The organism is Devosia pacifica, assembly GCF_014652635.1.
Taxonomy (GTDB): Bacteria; Pseudomonadota; Alphaproteobacteria; order Rhizobiales; family Devosiaceae; genus Devosia; species Devosia pacifica.
In genome coordinates this window covers 387426-403174 of the sequence record NZ_BMZE01000003.1, presented here as the reverse complement: position 1 = coordinate 403174, position 15749 = coordinate 387426, and the positions used below count along the sequence as shown (strand labels likewise).

Annotated in this window: 12 protein-coding genes, 1 tRNA gene and 1 pseudogene; 11 read left to right on the top strand and 3 right to left on the bottom strand. The window is 61.0% G+C overall.

Translation table 11 applies throughout. The features are described 5' to 3' along the window. Positions 1-46 precede the first annotated feature (46 nt). From pstA to IE127_RS14800, 7 genes and pseudogenes are all read left to right on the top strand, one after another. Positions 47-772, top strand: a pseudogene (pstA, locus tag IE127_RS19970) (phosphate ABC transporter permease PstA); the annotation flags it as partial. 29 nt (positions 773-801) lie between these two features. Further along, positions 802-1638, top strand: coding sequence for a phosphate ABC transporter ATP-binding protein PstB (gene pstB, locus IE127_RS14825; RefSeq protein WP_373297325.1), 837 nt, complete (start codon positions 802-804; stop codon positions 1636-1638). Between the two features lie 47 nt (positions 1639-1685). Continuing rightward, positions 1686-2387 (top strand): phosphate signaling complex protein PhoU, encoded by a 702-nt coding sequence (gene phoU, locus IE127_RS14820; RefSeq protein WP_189426487.1) that lies wholly within the window; start codon positions 1686-1688, stop codon positions 2385-2387. Between the two features lie 22 nt (positions 2388-2409). Continuing rightward, positions 2410-3114, top strand: a complete 705-nt coding sequence (gene phoB, locus IE127_RS14815; protein WP_189426486.1) for a phosphate regulon transcriptional regulator PhoB — start codon at positions 2410-2412, stop codon at positions 3112-3114. Between the two features lie 60 nt (positions 3115-3174). Beyond that, positions 3175-3681 carry a GbsR/MarR family transcriptional regulator gene (locus tag IE127_RS14810; protein ID WP_189426485.1) on the top strand — a complete coding sequence of 169 codons (507 nt, stop codon included), beginning with the start codon at positions 3175-3177 and terminating at the stop codon, positions 3679-3681. Next, entirely contained in the window at positions 3681-4877 is a 1197-nt protein-coding gene (locus IE127_RS14805) for an efflux RND transporter periplasmic adaptor subunit (protein WP_189426484.1), read from the top strand. The genes IE127_RS14810 and IE127_RS14805 overlap by 1 nt, the downstream gene beginning before the upstream one ends. A gap of 3 nt (positions 4878-4880) precedes the next feature. Beyond that, positions 4881-8009: an efflux RND transporter permease subunit gene (locus IE127_RS14800; protein ID WP_189426483.1), complete on the top strand. Its 3129-nt coding sequence runs from the start codon at positions 4881-4883 to the stop codon at positions 8007-8009. Between the two features lie 64 nt (positions 8010-8073). Here the strand turns inward: IE127_RS14800 and IE127_RS14795 are convergent, their stop codons facing one another. Next, positions 8074-8631: a GcrA family cell cycle regulator gene (locus IE127_RS14795; RefSeq protein WP_189426482.1), complete on the bottom strand. Its 558-nt coding sequence runs from the start codon at positions 8629-8631 to the stop codon at positions 8074-8076. Positions 8632-9028: 397 nt separating this feature from the next. Between IE127_RS14795 and IE127_RS14790 the strand changes: the two genes are divergently transcribed. The 4 genes from IE127_RS14790 to IE127_RS14775 all read left to right on the top strand — a co-directional run bounded on the left by IE127_RS14790 (position 9029) and on the right by IE127_RS14775 (position 14244). Next, positions 9029-10228, top strand: coding sequence for an aspartate aminotransferase family protein (locus tag IE127_RS14790; protein ID WP_189426481.1), 1200 nt, complete (start codon positions 9029-9031; stop codon positions 10226-10228). 40 nt (positions 10229-10268) lie between these two features. After that, positions 10269-11195, top strand: coding sequence for an ornithine carbamoyltransferase (gene argF / locus IE127_RS14785; protein ID WP_189426480.1), 927 nt, complete (start codon positions 10269-10271; stop codon positions 11193-11195). 59 nt (positions 11196-11254) lie between these two features. Next, complete coding sequence (locus IE127_RS14780; RefSeq protein ID WP_189426479.1) at positions 11255-12247, top strand: Hsp33 family molecular chaperone; 993 nt, start codon at positions 11255-11257, stop codon at positions 12245-12247. Between the two features lie 308 nt (positions 12248-12555). Beyond that, complete coding sequence (locus IE127_RS14775) at positions 12556-14244, top strand: glycosyltransferase (protein ID WP_189426478.1); 1689 nt, start codon at positions 12556-12558, stop codon at positions 14242-14244. A 6-nt stretch (positions 14245-14250) separates the two neighbouring features. Here IE127_RS14775 and IE127_RS14770 read toward each other — a convergent pair whose 3' ends face one another. Beyond that, complete coding sequence (locus tag IE127_RS14770) at positions 14251-15495, bottom strand: sensor domain-containing diguanylate cyclase (protein WP_189426477.1); 1245 nt, start codon at positions 15493-15495, stop codon at positions 14251-14253. Positions 15496-15632: 137 nt separating this feature from the next. Further along, positions 15633-15706, bottom strand: a tRNA-Gly gene (locus IE127_RS14765). Positions 15707-15749 lie beyond the last annotated feature (43 nt).

Below are 15749 nucleotides of genomic sequence, written 5' to 3'. Positions count from 1 at the left end.
GCTAGACGAGCTGCGCGCCGACGACGTGATCACGATGGACTTTGCGTGGCACCTCTTCACCAATGTGGACTCCCGTACCGCGCCGGCATCGGCAGGTCTCGCCGGCGCCTTCATGGGATCGCTCTACATGATGCTGATCGTTATCGTCCTGGCGGTGCCGATCGGGGTGGCGAGTGCGATTTATCTCGAAGAGTTTGCGCCGCAGAACCGCATTACCGATCTGATCGAGGTGAACATCAACAATCTGGCCGCCGTGCCCTCGATCGTCTTCGGCCTCCTTGGCGCTGCCGTCTTCATCAACTACTTCCACCTTCCGATCTCGGCGCCCCTCGTCGGCGGCCTGGTTCTGACACTGATGACACTGCCGACGATCATCATTGCGACCCGTGCGGCGCTCAAGGCGGTGTCGCCCTCACTGCGCCAGGCCGCCCTTGGCCTCGGCGCCTCCAAGACGCAGATGGTGTTCCAGCATGTTCTGCCGGTGACGTTTCCCTCGATCCTCACCGCGACGATCATCGGCGTTGCGCAGGCATTGGGAGAAACCGCTCCACTGCTGTTGATCGGCATGAACGCCTTCGTGGCATCGGTGCCCGCCAGCCCGCTCGACCAGGCAACAGCGTTGCCTGTGCAGGTCTATCTTTGGCAGGGCAACGAGAATCGCAATTTCTTCGAAGCGCGCACGTCTGCTGCCATTATCGTGCTGCTCGGCCTGATGCTGGTGCTGAACGCAATCGCGATTTTCCTGCGCACCCGTCTTGAACGCCGTGGCTAACGCCCGTCAGATGATTTGGAGCATGACCAATGGATATGATTGCCGGCAGAGGTAACATGGCAGAACAGAACACTGACAAGGCCGCGAAGGTCGATACACTTTCAGACCGTCGCGTACGGGTGTCGACCCGCGACGTCTGTGTGTTTTATGGCGAGAAACAAGCTCTCTACGACGTCTCGATCGATGTGCCGGATCGTGCGGTCACATCCTTCATCGGTCCCTCCGGCTGCGGCAAGTCCACGTTCCTGCGCTGCATCAACCGCATGAATGACACGATCGAGGGCGCACGGGTGACCGGCAAGATCGACCTCGACGGCGACGATGTCTACGATCCTTCGCTGGATGTCGTGGAATTGCGGTCGCGCATCGGCATGGTCTTTCAAAAGCCCAATCCGTTTCCGAAGTCGGTCTACGAGAACATTGCCTACGGCCCCAAGATCCACGGCCTGGCGAATTCGAAATCAGACCTTGACGAGATTGTCGTCTCTTCCTTGCGCAAGGCCGGTTTGTTTGAAGAGGTGAAGGATCGCCTGCACGAGCCAGGAACCGGGCTTTCGGGCGGCCAGCAGCAGCGCCTGTGTATTGCGCGTGCGATTGCAGTCGGCCCGGAAGTCATCCTCATGGATGAGCCGTGCTCCGCGCTTGACCCGATCGCCACTGCGGTGATCGAGGAACTGATCGACGAACTGCGCGAGAACTTCACGATTGTCATCGTCACGCACTCGATGCAGCAGGCGGCCCGCGTCAGTCAGAAGACCGCGTTCTTCCATCTCGGCAAGCTGATCGAAGAAGGCCCGACCGAGCAGATCTTCACCAACCCGGTTCACAAGCAGACCCAGGATTACATCATGGGACGGATCGGCTAGGCGCATTGCCCGCCATCCAGATCCGCTGCAACGCAAGGATTCGTGTCATGCCAAGCGATCATATCGTCAGTTCCTACAGCGATGAACTGATTCAACTCGCTGAGACAATCGCCCGCATGGGCGGACAGGTCGAGGTCGCCATCGAGGATGGCACTGCGGCTCTTCTAAAGCTCGATCGCGAGCTGGCCGACAAGACCGTGGAAGCCGACCGCCGCATAGATGGGATGCAGCGCCAGATCGACGAGATGGCTGTCTCTATGATCGCGCGTCGCCAGCCGATGGCATCCGATCTGCGCGCCATCGTCACGTCGATCCACGTCGCCTCCGATCTGGAGCGTGTCGGCGACATGGCCAAGCAATTGGCCCGGCGCTCGCTCAAGATCGAGGGGCTGAACCTGCAGCCCGGGTTCTACAACGGTGTGAAAAACCTGACGGCGCTGGTGATGAGCCAGCTCAAGGACGCGCTGGATGCCTATGCCGCCCGCAATGCGGAGGAAGCCATCGAGGTGTGTAACCGCGATGACGAGGTCGACGCGATGTACACCTCGCTGTTCCGCGAATTGCTGACCTACATGATGGAAGACCCGCGCAACATCACGCCGTGCACCCACCTTCTATTCTGCGCCAAGAGCCTCGAGCGTATTGGCGACCACGCCACCAACATCGCTGAGCGTGCCTATTACCTGCAGACCGGCAAGCAGCTTTCCGAAGACGTCGAGGAACTGCAGCGCACCCAGATCCGGGTCTGAGCGTTCGAGGAGTTGATAGACTATGCCTGCGACTATCCTTGTGGTGGAGGACGAGGCCGATCTGTCCGTCCTCATGCGGTACAACCTCGAGGCCGAGGGGTTCGAGGTGCAATCAGCCGAAAGCGGTGACGAGGCGGCTGAACTGCTCAAGGAAAGCGTTCCCGACCTCATCCTGCTCGATTGGATGCTGCCGGGACTGTCCGGCATCGAACTGTGCCGTCGCTGGCGCGCGCGCGAAGAGACGAGCCGCGTGCCAATCATCATGATCACGGCGCGCGGCGAGGAAGAAGAGCGCGTCCGCGGCCTCGCGACCGGTGCCGACGACTACGTCGTCAAGCCGTTTTCCATCCCCGAACTGATGGCGCGTATTCACGCATTGCTTCGCCGCTCGAGTCCGCAACTTGTCACCGCTGTGCTGAAGGCCGGTGATCTCGAGCTTGATCGCACCAGCCATCGCGTGCGCCGCTCGGGCAGGGAGGTCCACCTCGGCCCGACGGAATACCGCCTGCTGGAGTATCTGATGCGTCATCCCGGTCGCGTCTACTCACGCGAACAGCTTCTCGATGGCGTCTGGGGCAGCGATGTCTACGTCGATGAGCGTACGGTCGATGTGCATGTCGGGCGCCTCCGCAAGGCAATAAATCGGGGCCGTGTAAGCGATCCGATCCGCACCGTGCGGGGCGCCGGCTACGCGTTCGACGAGAGATTTCAAAAGCCGGCACGCTGATCGTTAACCGCGTTAGGTACGTTCAGTATTGACTGAACGATGCGTTTTGCTTAAGTCCGCATGATGACGGACGACGGTATCACGCCACGCGAGAACTTTATTGAGACCATGGGTCTGATTGTTCAGGCCGACGGTGGGCCGCGCATTGCTGGCCGAATGGTTGGGCTGATGATCATCGAGCGCCAACCCTTCACGCTCAATGCCATCGCTGCACGCCTGCAGATCAGCAAGGCCAGCGCCAGCACGAATGCGCGCCAACTGTTGAGTTCGGGCATATTGCGGCTCACCACCAAGCCTGGTGATCGGCAGGACTACTACGAGATCGGCCCCGACCCCTTCAAGAACATGCTGGAAACAATAACCGGCCGCATGCACCGCGCCGCCGAGCAGATCGGGCAGGTCAGTGAGCAGTTTGGCGACGAGGATCCCGAGGGGCGGGCCCGTGTCGAGGAGTTGCGCCGGTTCTATGCGAGTTCAACGAAACTCATGAGGCGCTGGGCCGCGCATCTCGATGACGAGAACGAGGACACGGACGTCTTGGCAAACCAGAATGGCGGCGGAAAATAATGAGCAACAAGCCGGAATGGGCAAAGTCGAAGCGTGAGAAGGAAAACGCGGCGCGTGTCGCCGCAGGCGAGAAGCCGCGGCGCCGTCGCTGGCCCTGGATCGTGCTGGTCCTTATCGTGTTGGCGGCAATCATCGCAGGCGTTGTCATTGCAGGCCAGCAACCCGCGGAAGAGGCTCAGCCGGTCGAAGATACGGCCGCATTGGCCCTGCAATTGCTGCCGCAGGAAGTGACCGAACTGGAGCCGATGACGCTCGAACACACGATCAAGGTCACTGGTTCACTCAACCCTGAGCGCCAGACGCAATTGTCGTCGCAGGTGTCGGCGCCCGTCGTCGCGGTGCTTGCCCGGCCCGGCGATGAAGTGCAGCAGGGCGATACGCTCGTTCAGATGCAGACGCGTACGCTCGAGAACCAGCTTGAGCAGGCGACAAGCACTGCGGCCGCAACACGCGTTCAGCTGCAGTTGGCGCAGAGCCAGCTTGAGCGTACGCAAAACCTGATCGAGCGCGGTCTGTCGCCGACGTCCGGTCTCGACGAGGCGCAGTCGAGTGTCGATGCCCAGCAGGCCAATCTGGCAGCGCTTGAGGCTCAGGTAGCGGCCGCCGAGATCGCTATCGACAATGCGACGGTGCGCGCGCCCTTTACCGGTACGATCTCGGATAGAGCCGTCGAGCCGGGACAGGTGGTCCAGCCGGGCAGCCCTTTGTTGACCCTCGTGGATCTCGACACCGTGCAACTTGAGGGCTCCGCTCCCGTCGGCCAGAGCACGCGGATCAGATCCGGACAGCGCGTCAACGTTTCAGTCGAAGGGCTGGCCCGCACGTTCGTCGGCACTGTCGAACGGCTGAATCCGGTGGCCACGGCCGGTACGCGGTCGATCCCCGTTTATATTGAACTCAACAACGAGGATGGTCTGCTGCGCGGCGGGATGTTCGCAACCGGCCAGATTATCGTCGAGACGCTGGATGAGGCCATCGCCGTGCCGCCCGACGCTGTGCGCGAAGATGCGCAGGGGCTTTATGTTCTCAAGCTCGTCGAGAATGTGGTTGAGCGTCAGTCGGTGGAGACTGGCGGCGAGTGGAACCAGGGCAATCTTGTTGCCGTCACTGCCGGTCTTTCTGCTGGGGATCGCGTGGTGACCGCGCCGCTTGCCCAGGTCGAACCGGGCGATCCGGTCGAAGTAATGGAGCCCTGATCCATGTTTCTGACGCGTATCAGTGTAAATCATCCAGTCTTTGCCACCATGATCATGGTGGCATTGCTGGTTTTCGGCATTTATTCCTATCAACGGCTTCCGATTGAACAATTGCCCGATGTGGATTTTCCCGTCGTCGCAGTTGTCGTCAGTTATCCTGGCGCATCGCCAGAGGCTGTTGAAAGCGATGTTGTCGAGCCGATTGAAGAGGCGGTGAACACGCTTAGCGGCCTCGATACCATTCAATCGACGTCGCAGGCCGGCCAGGCCATGGTGATCATCCTGTTCGACATGGACGTCGACTCCGCCGTTGCCGCCCAGGACGTGCGCGACCGCCTGGCGACTGTCGAGGCTTCGTTGCCGGACAATGCCGGAGATCCGCAGGTTCTCCGCTTCGATCCGGCAGAACTTCCTGTTGTCTCGCTTGCGGTCAGTTCAGACACCATGACGGCCCGCAATCTCACGACGCTGACCGAAGACGTGATTGTCAGCAGGCTGTCCAACATCGCTGGCGTGGGCCGGGCAACGGTTGTCGGCGGTGTGCCACGCCAGTTGAACGTCTTGATTGATCCGGACCGCCTCAATGCCTTCAACGTTGGTGTGGGCCAGGTGATCGATGCGCTGCGTCAGGAGAACCAGAACCTTCCTGCAGGCTCGATCACCGAGGGAACGCAGGTCCAGTCCATCCAGATCGAGGGACGGATCGCCGATGCGGACGAGTTCCTGGATATTGTCGTCTCCCGCCAGGGCGGTGCACCCGTTTATCTGCGCGACGTCGCTATCATCGAGGATGGACAGGCGGAAGCCGATAGTCTGGCAATTCTCAATGGTCAGCGGGCGCTGGCGATCGATGTGGTCAAGACTCAGGGTGCGAATACCGTCGCTGTCGCTGAAGAGATCCGCGCCGTCGTCGATGAGCTGATGGCAGAAGAGCTGCCCGAGACGGTCCGGCTTGAAATTGTTCGCGACAACGCGGTGCCGGTCGAGGACTCGTTCCACGCCGTCCAGAACATGCTGATCGAAGGCGCCATCCTGGCGGTGGTGATCGTCTTCGTCTTCCTCAATTCGTGGCGCTCGACGGTGATCACCGGGCTAACCCTGCCGATCTCGATCATCGGCACGATGATCGTCCTCTACTTCCTCGGCTTCACGCTCAACATGATGACGCTGATGGCGTTGTCTCTGGCGGTCGGTATCCTCATCGACGATGCCATCGTGGTGCGCGAGAACATCATGCGCCATTTGCATATGGGCAAGACGCACCGCCAGGCAGCGCTTGAAGGCACTAATGAAATCGGCCTAGCGGTTCTCGCCACCACATTGTCCATCGTTGCCGTGTTCCTGCCGGTTGCCTTCATGGAAGGCATTCTCGGGCGGTTTTTTCTGCAGTTCGGCGTTACGGTTTCAGTTGCAGTGCTGATCTCGCTGTTCGTGGCGTTCACGCTCGACCCGATGATGTCGAGCGTGTGGTATGATCCGGATGCGCATCCCGGCAAGAAGCGAGGCCCAATCGGCCGCGCTGTTGCCCAATTTGATCGGTTGTTCGAACGGATCGCGCATGGCTATCGCGGATTGCTGCGCTGGTGCCTCAAGCACCGCAAGTCGACGCTGGCGGTCGCATTGTTGTCGTTCATCGGCACGTTCTTCGTATTCCCGCTGGTCGGTGTGGAGTTCGTGCCGGCAACGGATACGAGCGAGTTCCAGGTCGATCTTGAGACGCCGCAAGGCTCTTCGATCGACTACACCGCGAGCAAGGTGCGCCAGGTCGATGCCCTGTTGCAAAGCTTGCCGGAAGTCGAGGGCACTTACGCCACACTGAATGCCGGCACCACCACGGGCGACAACCGGGCCACCATCGTGGTCTCGATGGTGCCGCCGGAAGAGCGCACCCGCACGCCGCAGGACATGACGCAGCCCGTCCGGCGCATGCTCGCGTCGATCCCTGGAGCCGAATACAATGTCGGTGCAGCCGGTGGGCTCGGCCAGGGTGTCGCAGCGCCCATTTCGGTGACGCTCTATGGCGATGATTTCAACACGCTCGAGCGCTATGCCGACCAACTCGTCGCTCGGCTTGATGATGTCGAGGGGCTCGTTGATGTGGAGTCGAGCCTCGATGCCGCCCAACCGGTTATCGGCGTTCGCATTGACCGCGATCAGGCAAGCGACCTTGGCGTAAGCTTGACCCAGATCGGAGCGACTCTCGGGCCCATGCTCGGTGGCGAAGAGGTCACGGAGTGGACGACGCCCAACGGGCAAAGCTACACGGTCTCCGTGCGGTTGCCGGAGTGGGCAAGAGAAGATGCCTCAGCGCTGGGCTCCCTTCCGATCACCCAATCGGGTGTGACGGGGTCGAGCGAAATGGTGCGTCTCGATCAGGTCGCCCAGATCGTGCCGTCGACCGGCCCTGGCGAAATCCTGAGAGAAAATCTGTCTCGTCAGGTGACGGTGACCGCTAATCTTGATGGCGTGGAACTCGGGGCGGTAACCGGAGATGTACAGGCGGCTATCGACAGTCTCGATATGCCACCGGGCTATCGGGCGGGGTCGGGCGGCGACGCCGAGCAGCTTGCCGAGACAGCGGGTGCTGCAGGCTCGGCCCTGCTGCTCGCGGTCATCTTCATCTATCTGGTCCTGGCCAGCCAGTTTGGCAGCTTCCTGCAGCCCATCGCCATCATGGCGTCGCTGCCGCTCGCCCTCATCGGCGTGATGCTCGGGCTGCTGGTCGGCGGCTCGACACTCAATATGTTCTCGATGATCGGCTTCATCATGCTGATGGGCCTCGTGGTGAAAAACGCCATCCTGCTGGTCGACAATGCCAATCAGCACGTCGGGGACGGCATGAACCTCTATGATGCGCTGGTCGAAGCCGGCTCGATCCGCTTCCGCCCTATCATCATGACCACGACGGCGATGATCTTCGGCATGCTGCCACTGGCGCTCAGCATCCACGAGGGTACGGGCCAGAATGCGCCGATGGCACACGCTGTTATTGGCGGCTTGCTGAGCTCGACGGCGCTGACCCTGGTCGTGGTGCCGGTTATGCTGACCTATATCGATCAGTTTGGTCGGTTCGTCGGTCGCTTCATGCCAAAGGCGCCCGACGACGCGGAGTACACAGCGCCGGCTGAATAGATGCGCAAAGAATAAGGGGCGATGATGCATCGCCCCTTATTCAAGTCCGGTGGTGCGAAGCGGCTTAGCGCTTCTTCTTTTCCATCTGGTGGTAGGCCCGGCGCGAGTGGAACTCACAGTAAGGCTGACCCTCGCCAGAATGCTGGCCGCAGAAGTAGAAATCCTTGCTCAGCGGATCGCCGATCGGCCATTTGCAGGTGTGTTCGTTCAGTTCGAGCAAAGACAGGCGCTGGCCTTCCGGCACCTGCATTTCCTGAACCGGCGCCCGATATGTCTCGGGTTCGGCCTCGGGGGTGGCGGCGAGGGCTGTCGCGCCAACCGTGTGGGTGCGCATGATGCTCTGCCGCGGTGTCGGGCGATTGGCCATTGACGCCGTGCTGCCAGCGCCGCTGGAGGATGATACCCCAGAGGATCGACGCGGTGCCGAGGCGCGCGGTGTCGGACGCGAACGCTGCGTCGAACTCGTCGGCTTTGCCCGTGCGGAAAGCTTGAGCCGGTGGACCTTGCCGATCACGGCATTGCGCGTGACGCCATCGCCCAGTTCTGCCGCGATCTGGCTGGCGCTGAGGCCTTCCATCCAGAGCCTCTTGAGGAGTTCGACGCGTTCGTCCGTCCAGCCCATTGGTTGTGCTCCTGAAACCATCGCAAACAGAATCCTTCTTCGCGCTGCGCGCAGACACGGCAGCCCGGATAGCTACATATCGTGTGTTACAGGGGTCCGCCGCGCGATATATCGCGCCCCCAACGAGTTCAATAGTACGCTACCGACGGAATCGGGATCAAGAGTCGGGGCCGAATTTGGCGGGGAAAACCCATGGTTAAAACGGCGTTAAAAATTCCAGAGTCACTTCAGGCACTTGCTGCGCCCCAGATTGACTTTTTGCGCAAATTCCCCCTTATTCAGGGCGTGGACGCGCCGCCAAAGGGTAGCGCGTTTTTGATTTTTTGGTGGCTGCATCGCTGGTTTTTGCTGTGTGAGTCATCCTTGCAACACTCGACCCGAAGAAGGTGAACTCAAAATGTCTGCGCTTTATGGCACGTATGCCCGGTCCGAACTCGCTTTCGAGCGGGGCGAGGGCGTGCGACTGTTCGCGCAGGACGGTACTGAGTATCTCGACTTTCATTCCGGAATCGCGGTGAACGCGCTCGGCCACGCCGATCCGCACATTGTGACGGCAATAAAGTCTGCTGCCGAAAAGGTCTGGCACACCTCCAACACCTTCACCATCCCCGAGCAGGAAAAGCTCGCCAGTCGGCTATGCGAAGCCACGTTCGCTGACGCGGTGTTCTTCACCAACTCGGGCACAGAAGCGATCGAGTGCGCCATCAAGACAGCGCGGCGGCACTTTTATGCGAAGGGCGAAGCGGATCGCTACGAGATCATCGCGTTCAATGGCTCGTTCCACGGCCGCACCATGGGCGCCATCGCTGCCGGCGGTAATCCCGGTTATCTCGAAGGGTTCGGCCCGCCGCTCGAGGGCTTCAAGCATCTCGCGCCAGGTGACCTCGATGCGGTCAAGGCAGCGATTGGCCCGCAAAGCTGCGCCATCCTGATCGAACCGGTTCAGGGAGAGGGCGGCGTCACCGCGATGACCCCGGAATTCATGCAGGGCCTGCGGCGGCTGTGCGACGAGCACGGCATGTTGTTGATCCTTGATGAGGTGCAGTGCGGCTATGGCCGTACGGGCATGTTCTTCGCCCATGAATGGAGCGGCATTACGCCAGACATCATGGCCGTGGCAAAAGGTATTGGAGCAGGCTTTCCCCTTGGAGCCTGCCTGGCGACAGCCGAAGTGGCGGCCGCGATGGTGCCAGGCACGCACGGCTCGACTTATGGTGGCAACCCGCTTGCCTGCGCTGTCGGAAATGCCGTGCTCGATCGTATTCTTGCACCGGGCTTCATCGAGAGCGTCAACAATGCCGGCCAAAGCCTTCACTGGCACCTGCGCCAGCTTGCGCAGCGGTTTCCGCACCACATCACCGAGGTGCGCGGCAAGGGCCTTCTCGCCGGCATCAAGATCAAGCCGCCGGTGAAAGACTTCGTCGTGCGGTTGCGTGATGATCATCATCTTCTGGCGATTGGGGCCGGCGATAACGTCCTGCGTTTGCTGCCGCCCCTCATCATCTCCGAAGATGATATCAAGCAGGCGATCGAAAAGCTGGCCGAGGCTTTCACCGCCATAGATCGGGAAGCCGACGGCACAATCGCTGCCGACTGATCGCCTCCCGGCCCTGAAGCGTCACAGGAAGATTACAGCCATGACCGGCACGCCTAGACATTTTCTCAATCTTGATGATTTCACCCACGAGCAGCTGCGCGGCATGCTGGACATGGCGCACGCGCTCAAGAGCCGTCTCAAGCAAGGCAATCGGCCGCAATTGTTGAAGGACAAGGTGCTGGCGATGATCTTCGAGCGCCAGTCGACGCGCACCCGCGTTTCGTTCGACGTCGGCATGCGCCAGCTTGGTGGCGAAACCATCATGCTGTCCGGCAATGAGATGCAGTTGGCCCGCGAGGAGACGCTCGAGGACACAGGGCGGGTGATGTCGCGTTACGTCGATGCCATCATGATCCGCATTCTCAGCCACGCGGACCTCGTTGAACTGGCCGGCGGCGCAAGTGTTCCTGTCATCAATGGGCTGACGCGTCGCGCCCATCCTTGCCAGGTCATGGCGGACCTCATGACTTATGAGGAGCATCGTGGCTCGATTGAAGGCAAGAAAGTGGCATGGGTCGGCGACAGCAACAACGTGCTGCACTCTTGGGTCAATGCTGCAGAACTGTTCGGCTGTGACCTGACCATCGCGGTTCCGGAAGAATACAGTCCCGAAAAGGACCTGATGGACGACATCACCAAGGCCGGCGATAATGCCCGACTGATCAATGATCCGAACGAAGCCGTGAGCGGCGCGGATCTGGTGATCACGGACACCTGGGTATCGATGGGCGACACGGATGCAGCCGAGCGCCGCCGGGTCTTGAAACCGTACCGCGTTGACACCAAACTAATGTCCAAAGCCGATCCCGACGCTCTCTTCATGCACTGCCTGCCCGCGCATCGCGGCGACGAGGTGACCGACGAGGTCATCGACGGGCCGCAATCGGTGGTGCTCGATGAGGCGGAAAACCGTCTGCATGCCCAAAAGGCCATCCTGGCATGGGCGTTCGGGATTGAATCCCTCTGAATCGCACTTCCGGTGCGGCCTGTTGCTGGCCGTGGGGGTGCCAGCCTTGAGAGCACACTATGGTAGAGACCCCGAGCCTTGGCCTCGACAGAGCCGAAACCGGCGATGACGCCGTTGTCCCGTTCACCCTGGACGGGCTTGATACACGTGGGCGTGCCATCAGGCTCGGGGATGCGCTCGATCGCATCCTCAAGCGCCATGCCTATCCCGAGCCCGTAGCGCGTGTGCTGGGCGAGGCGGTTGTGCTCGCGTCGCTGGTCGGCTCCTCCTTGAAGTTCCAGGGCCGATTTATTCTGCAGACACAGACCGATGGGCCGGTGAACCTCTTGGTCGTCGATTTCGACGCGCCCGACGGTGTGCGCGGCTACGCCCGCTTCGAGCAGGCCGATCTCGATGTCGCAATGGCGGCGGGGCGCACCAGTCCGGGCGAGTTGCTTGGGCATGGCCATCTGGCGATGACCATCGATCAGGGCGAGCATATGGAGCGCTACCAGGGCATCGTTGCGCTGGAGGGTGAATCGCTCGAAGAGGTCGCCCACACTTACTTCATGCAGTCGGAACAGATCCCGACCCTGGTGCGGATTGCCGTTGGCGAACTCAGCCAGCGTGGGGACCCGACACCGCGGTGGCGGGCTGGCGGCGTGCTGATCCAGCATCTGCCGGATCATGGCGGCCATACCATGCCGGACCTGCCGGGCGACGGCGACTTCGACAACCCGGACATGGTTGATCCGGACTTTGTCGAGGCAGACCATTGGACACGTGCCAAGACCCTGCTCGCGACTCTTGAGGATTCTGAACTGGCAGACCCCGATCTGTCACCGGAACGCATGCTCTACAGGCTCTACCACGAGACGGGTGTACGGGTTTTCGATCCTCTCACGATCGAGGAGAGATGCACCTGCTCAGCCGAGCGGATCGAGGGGATGCTGGCCAACAGCTTCTCCAAGGAGGAGCGTGACGATATGGTCGTTGACGGAAAAATCGAAGTGACGTGTGAATTCTGCTCCACGCACTACGAGTTCGATCCGCACCGGTTTGAGCCGAACTAGGCGATTTTTTTCACCATTATCAGCTCATTGCGATAAAGTGTGCCTATGCTGGCTGCCACGGAGGGGGCTCCGTGGCGCGCCGGAACCGGTCAAGGTCTAGGCCTGCCCAGAGTTCCGGCTGACCGGTCGGGGGGCACGATGTCGACTGCTTTGGATCTGATCCGCGTCATTCTTCGTGAGGAGGAGCTTGACGACGCTGGTGCGCGTCACGCCCTCGAGGCGGCGCTGCTGCTCGAGATCGACCCGCTTGAGTACTGCATTCACCGCCGGGGCCTTGCGCCCGAGATTGTTTGGGAGCGGGCCGCTGAATGGGTAGGCATGAGCTTTCTGGCGCGGGTGCCGCCATCGTTGCGTGCGGGGTCGACCACGTCTATCTGGAGGATTTGGGTCGCCGTGCCGCGCTTCGCGTCAATGTGGCCGACGGAACGTTTCACGTCTGCGCCCCCGACTTCGAGACATTGCTAAATTTGCGCAAGCGCGTCGAGGCTGGCGCCGGATACCTCAAGGACCGTTTTTGCATCATGCCGCCGGCCCAGCTGCGCGAGGCGATGGCTGAGCAGGCGGCAAGCAGGCTGACGCTTGAGGCGCGGCAACGTCTCGCGCGAAAATGGCCGCACGCCAGCGCGCATCTCGAATTGAGCGGCCTCGTGCGATGGTCGTTCGCAGTGTTCCTGGTGGCGCTGATCTTTGGCGTCTCGTTCGCCCCATTCGTCTCGCAGCCGCTGCTCGGCGGTGTCGCCTTAATGATTGTCGCCGCTCCCGCCGCTATCAGGCTTTTCGCCCTCCAACAGGTTCCCAAGGCCGAAGCCGCCGCCGGGCGCTGCCCGGACGCCGCGGAGCTGCCGCGCTACAGCGTGCTGCTACCCTTGCGGGACGAGGCTTCGATGATCCCGCAGCTCTATTCCGCAATCTCTCGGCTGGAGTACCCGCCCGAAAAGCTCGAGGTGAAGTTTCTCGTTGAGTCGGCTTCTGCCGAGACCATCGCGGCTGTACGGCCCTACCTGCGTGATCCGCGTTTCGAGCTCATCGTGGTGCCGGATTCTTTGCCGCGCACCAAGCCCAAGGCGATGAATTACGCGCTGCCGTTCGTCACTGGCGAGCATCTGGTTGTCTTTGATGCCGAGGATCGTCCGCAATCTGATCAGTTGTGGCGCGCGGCGCTGCGGTTTCGCGACAACCCGCAATTGGCCTGCCTCCAGGCCGAACTTGTGATCGACAATGGCGAGGACAATTGGCTGACGGCGATGTTTGCCGGCGAATACGCAGCCCTCTTCGGCATCGTCCTTCCGGCGCATGCGCGCTGGCGTGTGCCGGTGCCGCTGGGCGGAACGTCGAACCATTTCCGCGTTTCGAGCCTAATCGAGATCGGCGGCTGGGACGCCTTCAATGTCACCGAAGATGCCGATCTTGGGGTTCGTATGGCGCGCAAGGGTATGCGCGTCGAAACCCTGATCACCAGAACGCTCGAAGCGGCTCCATCGGATCTCGAAGGGTGGATGGCGCAGCGCGGACGCTGGATCAAGGGCTGGATGCTGACGTTCATCGTTCACAACCGGCGCCCGCGCGCTCTGCTGCGTGATCTCGGTTGGCGTAGCTTCTTGTTCTTCGAACTTGTTGTGCTCGGCATGATCTTGGCACCCATCCTGCACGTCTTCTTTTTCAGCACGGCAGTGCTGCGCCTCGCACTCGATATGCCATTGGTCTCGCCGAGTGCATGGCTGTGGGCGGTGGGCTATTTCGTGCTCTTCGTACTCGGCAATGTCGCAGCCGTCGTCGCGCAGTTTACCGGGCTCTCGCGATTGCGGCGCTTCAGCCTTTTATGGGTACAATTGACGTTGCCGCTTTACTGGTTGTTGCTGGCGCTGGCCACTCTGCGCGCACTGGGCGAATTGCTTTTTGACCCATTCCACTGGGCAAAGTCGGACCACACCCCCGTCTCGTCGGTATCGACCAGAGACGGAGCCTTGAGCGGCGTCACCCCAGCCGAGGGTTTTTAAGACAACTCAGCTGACAAATGTCGCTTCGATCGCTCCGGCGGAGCGCGCCGTCAATCTGCAAGGATAGCTCTCATCGCTCGACTTGAAGACCAGCCGAAAACTATCCGGAACGCTGGTTGGCAGCGGCAACGTCAGTTCCGCACCGCCATCCCAGAGGCGCCGTACCGTGCAGTCCAGCGTCGAGCGCCCATTGTCGAGGACGATGGTTGCAGCTTTGAGAACGCGGCGCCGAACCTGGTTGGCGTTGCCAGGGTTAGCTGCAATGCAGGCCCGGTTGCGTCCGGTGCGTTTGGCTTCGTAAAGCGCCTGATCGACCCGCATGAGCAGTCCATCGAGATCCTCGCCATCGCTTAAACCCGCCGTGCCGAACGATGCCGTAACTGCAATGGGCGGACGGCTGCCGGGAAAGCCAAGCCGGGCAATGCTCGTGCGCAGCCTGTTGGCCACCTCGAGCGCTGTCGAGGAATCGGTCTGCGGAAGGAGCGCCACAAACTCCTCACCACCCATCCGCGCCAGCAGATCGGTTTCCCTCAAGCCCGCCTTGAGACAGGAGGCAGTGCCAGCCAGAACGTGATCGCCTGCTGCGTGGCCATAGGTGTCGTTGATGGTCTTGAAGTGGTCGAGATCGATCGAAACGCAGCTCAGAGGCTGGCGGTGGCGACGCGCCAAAGCGATCTGCTTGACTGCATCTTCACGAAAGGCGCGCCGATTTAGCGCTCCGGTAAGAGCATCGGTCGTCGCGAACTGACGGAGGTGCAGGATGCGCGTCAAGAGCCCCGAAAGCTGTATCAGCACGTCTAGGTCGCGCTCACTGAACGCACGTGGCTGTGTATCGAGCGCACACAGGGTCCCGACGATATGTCCGTCGTCGCTCCTCACGGGCACGCCCGCATAAAATCGAAAGTCGGTAGCCTTTGCTGCACTCTCGGACCATTCGAACCGGGAGTCCTTCTCGACATCCGGCACAATCACCGGGGCATCGCTCTCGAGGGTCGCCCTGCAGAACGTTCCGTCAAGGGCTGCCTCGGAAACACTCGCCCCATCGATCGATTTGTACCAGACGCGGTGCGCATCGATCATCGAAACGAACGCTACCTCGACGTCGAAAATCATCTTGAGCAGCGCAGTAACCTGATCGAATTCAGGTTCCGGCGGGGTGTCCATAATATCGAGCGCTTCAAGCGCAGCCAGACGCTGCGGGTCAATGCTGAGCGGCGGCGCCGCAATCTCTTTGGGAACAATCCATGCCATGCTCTCAGACTTAGGGATTCCACCCTAACGAAGGGCTAATACACGCCCCCGGCTTTGAGCGGGCTCTTTTACCCCAAGCAGCATCAGTGCGCGACCAGTGAACTTTCGCGCGCTGGAAAGTATAGGAGAAAGCAGAGTGGAGCGGGTGAAGGGAATCGAACCCTCGTCGTAAGCTTGGGAAGCTTCTGCTCTACCATTGAGCTACACCCGCCTGCGTCGTCTCGATTACCATTGCGTCTCGCTTTATCGCAAGC

What these genes read in the sequence shown, in the direction of transcription:
- pstB (WP_373297325.1), top strand. Translation starts at nt 802, where the DNA reads ATGGATATGATTGCCGGCAGAGGTAACATGGCAGAACAGAACACTGAC.
- phoU (WP_189426487.1), top strand. Translation starts at nt 1,686, where the DNA reads ATGCCAAGCGATCATATCGTCAGTTCCTACAGCGATGAACTGATTCAA.
- phoB (WP_189426486.1), top strand. Translation starts at nt 2,410, where the DNA reads ATGCCTGCGACTATCCTTGTGGTGGAGGACGAGGCCGATCTGTCCGTC.
- IE127_RS14810 (WP_189426485.1), top strand. Translation starts at nt 3,175, where the DNA reads ATGATGACGGACGACGGTATCACGCCACGCGAGAACTTTATTGAGACC.
- IE127_RS14805 (WP_189426484.1), top strand. Translation starts at nt 3,681, where the DNA reads ATGAGCAACAAGCCGGAATGGGCAAAGTCGAAGCGTGAGAAGGAAAAC.
- IE127_RS14800 (WP_189426483.1), top strand. Translation starts at nt 4,881, where the DNA reads ATGTTTCTGACGCGTATCAGTGTAAATCATCCAGTCTTTGCCACCATG.
- IE127_RS14795 (WP_189426482.1), bottom strand. Translation starts at nt 8,631, where the DNA reads ATGGGCTGGACGGACGAACGCGTCGAACTCCTCAAGAGGCTCTGGATG.
- IE127_RS14790 (WP_189426481.1), top strand. Translation starts at nt 9,029, where the DNA reads ATGTCTGCGCTTTATGGCACGTATGCCCGGTCCGAACTCGCTTTCGAG.
- argF (WP_189426480.1), top strand. Translation starts at nt 10,269, where the DNA reads ATGACCGGCACGCCTAGACATTTTCTCAATCTTGATGATTTCACCCAC.
- IE127_RS14780 (WP_189426479.1), top strand. Translation starts at nt 11,255, where the DNA reads ATGGTAGAGACCCCGAGCCTTGGCCTCGACAGAGCCGAAACCGGCGAT.
- IE127_RS14775 (WP_189426478.1), top strand. Translation starts at nt 12,556, where the DNA reads ATGGGTAGGCATGAGCTTTCTGGCGCGGGTGCCGCCATCGTTGCGTGC.
- IE127_RS14770 (WP_189426477.1), bottom strand. Translation starts at nt 15,495, where the DNA reads ATGGCATGGATTGTTCCCAAAGAGATTGCGGCGCCGCCGCTCAGCATT.